Raw genomic sequence first — 9,848 nt, 5'->3', positions numbered from 1 at the left:
GGGGCGCCGTTTGCGCCTGCGGCTTGCAGATGGCCGTGAAGCCGGCGGCCATGAAGGCGGCCATGCGGGCCTTCACGGCTTCGAAATCGTCGGAATCGCACAGGCCTCCGGACAGGCGGTTGATCCGCCCCGTCCGCGCCAGGGTCAGCATCAGGGCGCCGGTGACGAAATGATAGCCCCAGAAGATGTCCTCCTCGGCGCACCCCGGCAGGGCCTTCTTCAGGATGTCGATCAGGCGCAGCACGACCGGATCGAAATGCAGGTCCATCAGCTCGGCGCCGTAGGAGGTGTTCGACACCTGGGCGCCCAGGACGCCGTAGTTCTTCCAGTTCTCGCCACCCTGGCTGTAGAGGTCCAGGTCGGTGTCCAGAAACGCGCGCAGCGCCCCCTCCAGGGTGGGCCTGCCCTGGGTCTCGGCGTCATAGCGGTCCAGCGCCGCCATCCGCTTCTTGATCGTCACCTCGGCGCGGCGGCCGATCACGGCGTCGAACAGCTTCTTCTTGTCGGTGAAATAGTAGTTCAGCAGGGTGTGGTGGACGCCCACCCTCTGGGCCACGTCCTTCAGCGTCACCCCGTAGAGACCGTGCTGGGAGAACAGATGCTCGGCGGCGTCGAGGATCTGCTCCATCATGTCGGCGCGCTGCTGGACCTTGGTCCGGCGGCGGCGCGGCCGGGGCGCCGCGGCGGGGTCTCGCGCCGGTTCCGGCGCGGGCCGTTCAGAGGTCTCTTCAACTGCCGCCATAATCCACTCTCAAACGCATCTTGTCGATCTTGCCGGTCGAGGCCAGGGGCATCTCGTCCAACCGCACCACGACATCCGGTATCCACCACGGAGCGACCCTGTCACGCAATGCGCCCAGCAGTTCGTCGTCGTCCACCCCGTCGCCTTCGTTCATCCGCACCACCAGGACGGGACGCTCGCCCCATTTCGGGTCGGGGCGTCCGATCACGGCGGCCAGGGCCACGGCGGGATGTTCATTGACCACGGCCTCGATCTCGGCCGGATTGATCCATTCGCCGCCCGACTTGATCAGGTCCTTTGCCCGACCGGTGATGATCAGATTGCCATCCGCGTCGATTCTGGCCAAGTCGCCCGTCGAGAACCAGCCGTTTTCATCGACCGCCGGAGCATCGGCGCCGAAATAGCGCTGGATGACCGAGGCGCCGCGCACCAGAAGATGGCCCTCGACCCCGCGCTGCTGGGCCAGGGCGCGGCCGTCGGCGTCAGCCAGCAGCAGGTCCACCCCGACCGCGGGCCGGCCCGAGACCTGGGCCGAGCGGGTCGCGTCCGACAGGGGGGCGCAGGCGCCCAGGGGCGACAGCTCGGTCATGCCCCAACTGGTCTGGACCACCACCCCCAGCCGGCGCTCGATCCGCTCCATCAGGGCCGGCGCCAGGGGCGCGCCGCCGACGATGATCCGCTCCAGGCTGGGCGTCTCGCCGCCCGCCGCCTCCAGGTGCTCGACCAGGCCCAGCCAGACCGTGCCGATGCCGACCCCGATGGTGACGGCCTCATCGTTGATCAGCGCGGCCAGGCTGGCGCCGTCCAGGTGACGGCCGGGCAGGACCAGCTTGGCCCCCGCCGCGGCCGTGGCGAAGGGCAGGCCCCAGGCGTTGGCGTGGAACATCGGCACGGCGGCCAGGACGCTGTCGCGCCCCGTCAGGCCCATGACGTCCGCCTGCAGCAGCCGCAGGGTGTGCAGATAGTTGGACCGGTGGGTGTAGGTCACCCCCTTGGGCGCCCCGGTCGTGCCCGAGGTGAAGCACAGGCCCGCCGGCGACGCCTCGTCGAACCCGCCCCAGATCTCGTCCGTCGCGGCCGTCGCCAGCATCGGCTCCAGCCGCTGGACGGGGGGCCGGCCCCCGGCGTCGTCCCCAGTGTCCGCGGCGTCGATAAGCAGCACCCGGGTCAGGCTGGGCGTCCGCGCCGCGACCCGCCGGGCCAGGGGCGCCAGGTCGCCGCTGGCGATCAGGATGCCCGCCTGCGACTGGGCCAGCATGGCCGCCAGCTGGGCCTCGGTCAGCCGGGGGTTCAGGGTGTGGCACACCGCCCCCATGCTCATGATCGCATACCAGGCCTCGACATGGGCCTGGCTGTTCCAGGCCAGGGTCGCCACCCGGTCGCCGCGCCCCACGCCCAGGCCGGCCAGGACGTGCGAGGTCCGCACCGCGCGCTCCCTCAGGCCGGCGTAGCCGATGCGACGGCGGCCGCCGTCGTCACCCGCGGTGACGATCTGGGTGTCCGGGCGCCACTTGGCCGCGTGATCCAGGAACTTGTCGAGGGTCAGGGCGTAGGGCTGCATGCCTCCGTCGTTCATCGGCAGCCCGAACCGGCCGCGGGAACCGGCAGGGCGGCGACGCCCACCAGCCAGCTCCAGGCCGTTCCGCCCGTGGCGCGGCGGCGGCAGACCTCGATCTCGCGCACCTCATACATGCCCGGCATCAGCCTTTGGCCGGGCTGGGGCCGCTGGTCGAAGCCCATGTAGTTGCGTTCCTGGCCATAGGGCGCCCAGGCAGGCTGACCCGGCGCCGCCGGCACTCCATCGCGCGCGAAGCTGAGCCAGTAGGCCTGCATGGCGCGCGCCAGATCGGCCTCGGCCTGGGTATCGGGAATGGCCGGCCAGCGCGGCGGGGTGCGGTCGCGGCCGTCGAAGACATAGGGGATCTCAGCCGCGTGGAAGGCGTGCAGTCCGGCCTCGTCCGCGGCCGGATAGCCGTGGTCGAAGAAATACAGATAGGCCGGTTGTCCCAGGGCCGTCTGGCGCCGGACCAGCCGCTCGGCGGTCCAGCCGTAGAGGGCGTCGCGCGGCGCCGCCAGGACCGCCTCTTCCAGGTCGGTCGACGGATACAGTTCCAGGAAGGCGTCGGCGAGGTCGCCATACCGTTCCCGCACGGCCGCCTCATAGGTCGCGGCGTCGGCCGGGACAGGCGGCGCCAGGGCGCGGAGCGAGCGGATTTCGCCCTGGTTGAACCCTGTCAGGATCGGCACCGGCGCCTGTTCTCCGCGATCGAAGATAGTCACCAGCTGTTCCGGCAGGACGTCGCCGTCGATCGTGCCCCAGGGCACGAAACCGGCGCCGGCCGCCGCCTCGGTCAGGGCCTGGGCGTCCATGGCGCGCAGGTCCGCCAGATTGCTCAGGGCCAGCCGCCCCTGCAGCCACATGCCCACCGCCTCTGCCGGGGGCATGCCATGGCGGTTCGTCCGCAGCTCGGGCGTCGACAGCATATAGGCGCTCTGGGCGATGGCCTTGTGGAACAGATCCCGCGCCTGGGGCGCGGCCATCAGATACATGACGCTCAGCGCGCCGGCCGACTCGCCGGCGATGGTCACATTGCCGGGGTCGCCGCCGAAGGCCGAGATGTTCTCCTTCACCCACCGCAGGGCCTGGATCTGGTCCAGCAGGCCATAGTTGCCGGACACGTTGCGGCGCGACTCGGCGCTCAGTTCCGGATGGGCCAGATAGCCCAGGACGCCGAGGCGGTAGTTGATCGAGACGAAGACCACGCCCTGGGCCGCCATCCTGGCGCCGTCATAGGCCTGCTCGCTGCTGGCCCCGTTGACCAGGGCGCCGCCGTGGATCCAGACGAAGACCGGGGCGCCGGCGGCGTTCTCGGGCGCCCAGACGTTCAGCGACAGGCAGTCCTCGCTCATGGGCGGGGTCTCGCCGGCGTAGATGCTCTCGCCGCGCGAGATCAGCTGGTGGCAGGCGGGGCCGTACTGGGTCGCGTCCCGCACCTCGCGCCAGGGCCGCACCGCCTCGGGCGCGCGCCAGCGGCGCCAGCCGGTCGGCGGGGCGGCATAGGGAATGCCCTTGAAGACATTGATCCCGTCCAGCGCCTGGCCCCGCACGGGCCCGGCCGGCGCACGGACGACAGGGTCGGCCGCCTGAGCCGGAGCGTGGGCGCAACCCAGGACGGCGACGGCGGCCAGGGCGCCGAGGATGGAACGGATCATCGGGCTTCCTCCGAACGAACCTGACGACGGATCTTGGCCGCCAGGCCCAGGAACATGACAATGGCCAGGCCGTAGAAGGGCATCAGGGTGTAGAAGGCCAGCTGCAGGGAATTTCCCGTGTGTCCGGCCTTGCCGAAGGCGTCGCTGACGGCGCCCAGATAGGTCGGGCCCAGGCCCAGGCCGATCAGGTTCATGACCAGCAGCAGCAGCGCGCCGCTCAGCACCCTCTGATCGGGCCGCACCTCTTCCTGCACCAGGGTGACGGCCGGCGAGAGATAGAAATAGTTCAGCCCGATCGGCAGGATCAGGAAGACCAGGGCCAGTTCCCAGGTCGGGGCCCAGATGAAGCCCGCGAACAGGGGGGCCGCGATGGCCAGGCCGATCGCCGGCAGATAGGCATAGGCCGTCTTGGACCGCCGCGCGAACCGGTCGATCAGCCGCCCGGGGGCGAACATGCCCGCGCTGACGCCGACGCCGACCAGCAGGGCGTACCACACGGCCACCTCCTGCAGGGTCATGCCCTTCTCCCGCATCAGGAACAGGGTGGCGAAATTCAGGAAGGCGTAGGTCACGAACTGGGTCGCGCCGCAGGCCAGGGCCATGCCGCGCAAGACCGGGTTGGCGAAGAAGGCCTTGGTCGTCGACCAGAAGCCGGCCTTGGCCGGAGCGGTCGCGACGGGTTCCATCGGCGCCGGCGCGACGGCTTCCGGCGCGGCGTCCAGTCCGCCCTTGCGCGGCTCGCGGACGAAGAACCAGACCCCGATCGCCGTGATCACCCCGACCAGCCCGACCCAGAGGAAGGCGTCGCGCCAGGAATAGGCGGCCGCGATCGAGGCGCCGAAGGCGACGCCCAGGGCCTGGCCGATGGGCGGTCCCAGGTTGAACAGGCTCAGCGCCGTGCCCCGCGTGCCGCGAGGGAAATAGTCCGAGATGATGGCGTAGGACGGCGGCACGCCGCCCGCCTCGCCCACACCCACGGCCATCCGCGACAAGGCCAGCTGGGCGTAGTTGTTCGACAGGCCGCAGGCCGAGGTCGCCGCGCTCCACAGGGCCAGGGAGAAGGCCAGGACTTTCACCCGGTTGGTGCGGTCGGCCAGCCAGCCGACCGGAATGGCCAGGGTGCAGTAGAACAGCGCGAAATACAGGCCGCTGATCATGCCCAGCTGGCCGTCTGTGACGCCCAGTTCGTCCTGGATCGGCTTGGCCAGGATCGACAGCAGCTGCCGGTCCAGGAAGTTCAGCACATAGATGAAACACAGGACGCCCAGAACGATCCAGGCGCCAGGTCCCGGGCGCGCGCTGGACGCGCCCGGGTTGGCGGCGGCGGATGCACTATCCGCCATGTTCAGAACTCATAGCCGAGACGCACGCCCACGGTGCGGGGGCGCTGACGGCCATACCGCCCGTCAACAAAAGCCTCGGGGTGGACATAGATCACCGACCGGTCGTTGAAGATGTTCTCCGCATAGGCCGCGATCGTATAGTTGCGGAAGGCCAGGGCGAAGTTGGCGTTCACGAAGGTGTAGCTGTCGGTGTAGTCGTAGGTCGGCAGCGGAACGGCCGGCCGGCCCGGCGTATTCGGGAAGGTGTTCGGGAAGTCGCCCACGTGCGAGATGGCGACGGTCGCCTGGGCGTCGACGCCGGGCGCGAACTCCCAGCCATAGCCGACCCGCAGCGAACCCTTGAACTCCGGCCCCGCCAGGCGGGCGTCCAGGACGGCGCCGGAAACCGCGGCCTCCTGGGCCGTCAGGCCGGTGACCTTGGCGTCGTTGAGGGCGCCGTTCAGCACCACGGTCCAGCCGTCGAACGGCGCGGCGAAGACCTCGAACTCGATGCCCTTGCTGGTCGCCTCGCCGATATTGGTGGCGAACTGGACCGAGTCGGACACGCGGTTGGCCTGGACCTGGATATCGTTCCAGTCGATCCAGTAGGCCGCGATGTTGGCGCTCAGCCGGCCGTTGAACCAGCGGCCCTTCACCCCGATCTCATAGTTGATCAGATCGTCCGAACTGGCGCCGGCGGGAATGACGATGTCCGTCGGATCCAGGGTGCTGACCGCGCCGGCGCGGGCGTTGACCACGGGCGCCCTGAAGCCGGTGGCCACCGCGGCGTAGGTGGTCACCGATGGATTGGGCCGCCAGGACAGGCTGAAGCGGTAGGAGGGCCCGTCCTCCTCGACCTTGACCCCGGTCGCCTCATCGATCGGCACGATGGTGATCGGCATGTTGGTCAGGCCGTAGTAGGCCAGGGTCAGGTAGTTGCTGTTGTAGCCCCCGGCCATGGTGAAGCCCTGGGCGTCGGTCGAGCCGTAGCGCGCGCCGACAGTGGCCCACAGGTCCGGCGAGAAGCGATAGGTCAGTTCCCCGAACACCGCCGCTTCATGGCTGATGAAGTAGGAGTGGAACCGCTGATAATACTCGTCGGGCAGGCCGGTCAGGCGGCGGGCAGCCAGATAGGCGGGGTTCGAGCGGTAGCCGTACAGGACGTCCCGCTTGCGCTGGAAGTAGAAGGTCCCCACCGACCAGTCGATACGGCCGCCCGGATCGGACACCAGGCGCGTTTCCTGGACGAAATTGTTGTCCCAGGCGTCGGCGTCCAGGGCGAAGGGGAAGAACTGGGCGTAGGTGCCCGCCAGGTCGACGAAGAACAGGGCGCTGTAGTCGCCCCAGGTGGTCGAACTGGTCAGCTTGGCGCCGTCGAACTGGTATTCCAGCGTCACATTGACGTTCGACATATCGCCCGAGAAGCGGTCGGGCCGGTCGGAACGACGGACATCCTCGCCAAGGGCCGGGTTGCTGAGCGAGGAGTCGGCGGGCTTGCTGATCTCGTGCGAATACATCAGCCGGGCCGAGAAGCGGTCGTTCGGCTCCCACTGCAGGATGGCGCGGCCGCCGTGCTGGCGCAGGGAGTTGGAGCCTTCGACGCCGGTGCCGATATTGTCCAGCCAGCCGTCCTCGTCACGCAGGAAGCCGACCACCCGCAGGCCCAGTTCGTTCTCGATCAGCGGAACATTGACCATGGCGTTGTAGCGCTGACGGAAGGCGCCGCCGGACATGACGCCATAGTCCACCAGGGCCGAGGCGTCGAACTTGTTCGGGTCCGGATCGTGGGTCAGGATTCGCAGGGCGCCGGCCAGGGAGCCAGAACCGAACAGCGTCCCCTGCGGCCCGCGCAGGAACTCGATCCGCTCCACGTCGTAGAGGCTGGGGTCCATGATGGTCGAGTTGCCGTTGGCCGAGATCGGCAGTTCGTCGATGTAGATGGCGACCGTGCTCTGCAGATTGGCGCCGTAGCCGTTGGTGGCGATGCCGCGGGCGGTGAAGTTGTTGAAGTTGGCGCTGGCGCGGTTGACGATCACGCCCGGCGTGGCCTCGGCCAGGCCGTCATAGCCCACAGCCCCGCGCTCGTTCAGGTCTTCCTGCGACAGGCTGGTGATGCTGAGCGGCACGTCCTGAAGCTTCTCGGTCCGGCGGGTCGCGGTGACGACCACCTCCTCGACCGTGGTCGCTTCCTGATTGCTGCCGGACGTCTGCTGGCGGCCGTCCTGGGCCTGGGCGACGCCCGGCGCGAGACCGATGATGACGGCGGCACTGGCCGTCGCGAATAGAGTGGCTCTCATTCTTCCCTCCCGTGCTCGATCATGGTCGCCGAGCGTGAGAGGAGTGGGACATGTCCCGCGCCGTCTGTCAACATTCGCTCACATGAGTGCGAATATCTTGTCGCATGAGCTGCTGAGGTCGCCTGCGGCCGCCCGGGGCAGGACTGGGACTTGTCGGTTCAGGCGGATTCCGGCGGCGCGGGCGTCGCGGCCGGTGCGTTGAATCGCCGCCCCGCCATCTCCAGCGGCAGGCTGGGCAGATCGACCGCGCGGCCATCCGGCAGGGTGACGGTCGTCAGCCCTCCGGACGCCTTCAGATGGGGATCGTCGAACAGGTCTTCCGGCTTGCCGATCGGGGCGAAAGGCAGGCCCGAGCCTTCCAGCCGCGCCAGAAGTTCGGCGGCGGTGAACCCCCCCACGGCCTCACGCACGACCGGCAGGATATCGTCGCGCGCGGCGACCCGGTCGGCGTTGCGGCGCAACCGCTCTTGCCCACCCAGGACGCCCAGATCGAACAGATCGCAGAACTTCAGCCACAGGGCGTCGGTCACCACACCAATGAAGACCCCCTGCCCGTCCGCGGTGGTGAAGACGTCATAGATCGACCAGGCCGACAGCCGCGCGGGCATCGGGTTGGCCGCCTGTCCGGTCACCGCCTTCTGGGCCATGTGCTGGCCGACCAGGAAAGCCGTGGTCTCGAACAGGGAGCTGCGCACCAGCTGCCCCCGCCCGGTCCGGCGGCGTTCCTCCAGGGCGGCCAGGACGCCGATGACGCCGAACATGCCGCCGGTGACGTCGATGACCGAGGCCCCGGCCCGCAGGGGCCGTCCGGGCGGGCCGGTCATATAGGCCAGGCCGCCCATCATCTGGGCCACCTCGTCCAGCGCGGTGCGGGACTCGTAGGGCCCCGGCAGGAAACCCTTGGCCGAATAGTAGATCAGGCCCGGATTGGCCTGCGACAGCCGGTCATAGGACAGGCCCAGCCGATCCAGGGCGCCAGGGCGGAAATTCTCGATCAGGACGTCGGCCTGGGCGCACAGGGCCCGCGCCTCGTCCAGGCCGTCCTCGGACTTCAGGTCCAGGAAGACGCTGCGCTTGTTGCGGTTGTACATGGCGAAATAGCCGGCGCCCGAGCCTGGCAGATGGCGCGTATGATCGCCCTCGCGCGGCTCGACGCGCGTCACCTCGGCCCCCAGATCGGCCAGGATCACTCCGGCCGCCGGCCCCATGACCATATGGGTGAACTCGACGACCTTCAGTCCGGCCAGCGGCCCCTGCCCCGCCTCAACCATGGAGAATCCCTGTTTCCAAATCCGGCGGCAACCTATACGGACATAATGGTATAATAATAGGTCTTTTGTGATGGGCGACGACATTCTGGTCAGCGAAGTGGGGCCGCGCGACGGGCTGCAGAGCCTGTCCAGCATCATGGGCACGGCCGACAAGAAGCGCTGGATCACCGCCCAGCATGCCGCCGGATTCCGCGAGATCGAGGTCGGTTCCTTCGTTCCGGCGACCCTGCTGCCCCAACTGGCGGACACCGGCGAGATCGTGGCATGGGCGCGCGAGACCCTGCCCGACCTGACCGTCGCGGCCCTGGTCCCCAACCTGCGCGGAGCCGAGGCCGCCATCGCCGCGGGGGCGCACAAGATCTCCCTGCCCGTCTCGGTCAGCGAGACCCACAGCCTGAAGAACGTCCGCCGCACCCACGACCAGATGGTCGAGGCCGCCGCCGCCATCGCCGCCCTGATCCGCGACCAGCCCCAGGATCGCCGCCCCCATTTCGAGGGCAGCCTGTCGACCGCCTTCGGCTGCACGATCGAGGGAGAGGTCCCGGAAGCCGCCGTGGTGCGGATGGCGGAACGGCTGATGGCGGCGGGGTGCGACGAGGTGGGCCTGTCGGATACCTCGGGCTATGCCGACCCGGCCTCGGTGCGGCGGCTGATCCGCGCCGTGCGGGCGGCGGTCGGAGACGCGGCCCTGACGGGGCTGCACCTGCACAATACGCGCGGCCTGGGTCTGGCCAACGCCATGGCCGGGCTGGAGCTGGGCATCACCACCCTGGACAGTTCCCTGGGCGGGGTCGGCGGCTGCCCCTTCGCCCCGGGCGCCAGCGGAAATATTGTCACCGAGGACCTGGTCTTCATGCTGGAGGCCATGGGCTATGACACCGGCGTCGACATCGACGCCCTGATCGCCCTGCGCCGCGAGGTGGCGGCCATGCTGCCCCACGAGGAATTCTACGGCTTCCTGTCCGAGGCCGGGCCGCCCAAGGGCTGGCGCGGCTTCTGACCG

The 9,848-nt window shown here is 69.3% G+C and carries 7 protein-coding genes; 1 reads left to right on the top strand and 6 read right to left on the bottom strand.

Features of this window, described 5'->3' with window-relative positions:
* The 6 genes from KF910_RS12865 to KF910_RS12840 form a co-directional block, all read right to left on the bottom strand.
* The coding region (locus tag KF910_RS12865; protein WP_292263517.1) for a TetR/AcrR family transcriptional regulator at positions 1-631 on the bottom strand (631 nt) is incomplete at its 3' end.
* 97 nt (positions 632-728) lie between these two features.
* Positions 729-2,303 carry a long-chain-fatty-acid--CoA ligase gene (locus KF910_RS12860; protein WP_292263516.1) on the bottom strand — a complete coding sequence of 525 codons (1,575 nt, stop codon included), beginning with the start codon at positions 2,301-2,303 and terminating at the stop codon, positions 729-731.
* An 11-nt stretch (positions 2,304-2,314) separates the two neighbouring features.
* On the bottom strand, positions 2,315-3,955 hold the full coding sequence (locus tag KF910_RS12855) for a carboxylesterase/lipase family protein (protein WP_292263514.1): 1,641 nt from the start codon (positions 3,953-3,955) through the stop codon (positions 2,315-2,317).
* The gene (locus KF910_RS12850; RefSeq protein ID WP_292263512.1) at positions 3,952-5,298 is read right to left on the bottom strand and encodes a spinster family MFS transporter; all 1,347 of its coding nucleotides are present in this window, start codon (positions 5,296-5,298) and stop codon (positions 3,952-3,954) included. The genes KF910_RS12855 and KF910_RS12850 overlap by 4 nt, the downstream gene beginning before the upstream one ends.
* Before the next feature lie 2 nt (positions 5,299-5,300).
* Positions 5,301-7,574: a TonB-dependent receptor gene (locus KF910_RS12845; RefSeq protein ID WP_292263510.1), complete on the bottom strand. Its 2,274-nt coding sequence runs from the start codon at positions 7,572-7,574 to the stop codon at positions 5,301-5,303.
* A gap of 158 nt (positions 7,575-7,732) precedes the next feature.
* Positions 7,733-8,845, bottom strand: a complete 1,113-nt coding sequence (locus KF910_RS12840) for a CaiB/BaiF CoA transferase family protein (RefSeq protein WP_292263508.1) — start codon at positions 8,843-8,845, stop codon at positions 7,733-7,735.
* A 70-nt stretch (positions 8,846-8,915) separates the two neighbouring features.
* On the opposite strand from KF910_RS12840, the gene KF910_RS12835 reads away from it, so the two are divergent.
* The gene (locus KF910_RS12835; RefSeq protein ID WP_292263506.1) at positions 8,916-9,845 is read left to right on the top strand and encodes a hydroxymethylglutaryl-CoA lyase; all 930 of its coding nucleotides are present in this window, start codon (positions 8,916-8,918) and stop codon (positions 9,843-9,845) included.
* The last annotated feature ends 3 nt before the right edge of the window (positions 9,846-9,848 follow it).

The sequence above is a fragment of the Brevundimonas sp. genome (assembly GCF_019636155.1).
Taxonomy (GTDB): domain Bacteria; phylum Pseudomonadota; class Alphaproteobacteria; order Caulobacterales; family Caulobacteraceae; genus Brevundimonas.
The sequence above is the reverse complement of the archived record's forward strand: the minus strand, read 5'-3'. Positions and strand labels throughout refer to the sequence as shown.

Coding starts and splice junctions, on each gene's coding strand:
- KF910_RS12850 (WP_292263512.1), bottom strand. CDS start 5,298: ATGGCGGATAGTGCATCCGCCGCCGCCAACCCGGGCGCGTCCAGCGCG.
- KF910_RS12835 (WP_292263506.1), top strand. CDS start 8,916: ATGGGCGACGACATTCTGGTCAGCGAAGTGGGGCCGCGCGACGGGCTG.
- KF910_RS12840 (WP_292263508.1), bottom strand. CDS start 8,845: ATGGTTGAGGCGGGGCAGGGGCCGCTGGCCGGACTGAAGGTCGTCGAG.
- KF910_RS12845 (WP_292263510.1), bottom strand. CDS start 7,574: ATGAGAGCCACTCTATTCGCGACGGCCAGTGCCGCCGTCATCATCGGT.
- KF910_RS12860 (WP_292263516.1), bottom strand. CDS start 2,303: ATGCAGCCCTACGCCCTGACCCTCGACAAGTTCCTGGATCACGCGGCC.
- KF910_RS12855 (WP_292263514.1), bottom strand. CDS start 3,955: ATGATCCGTTCCATCCTCGGCGCCCTGGCCGCCGTCGCCGTCCTGGGT.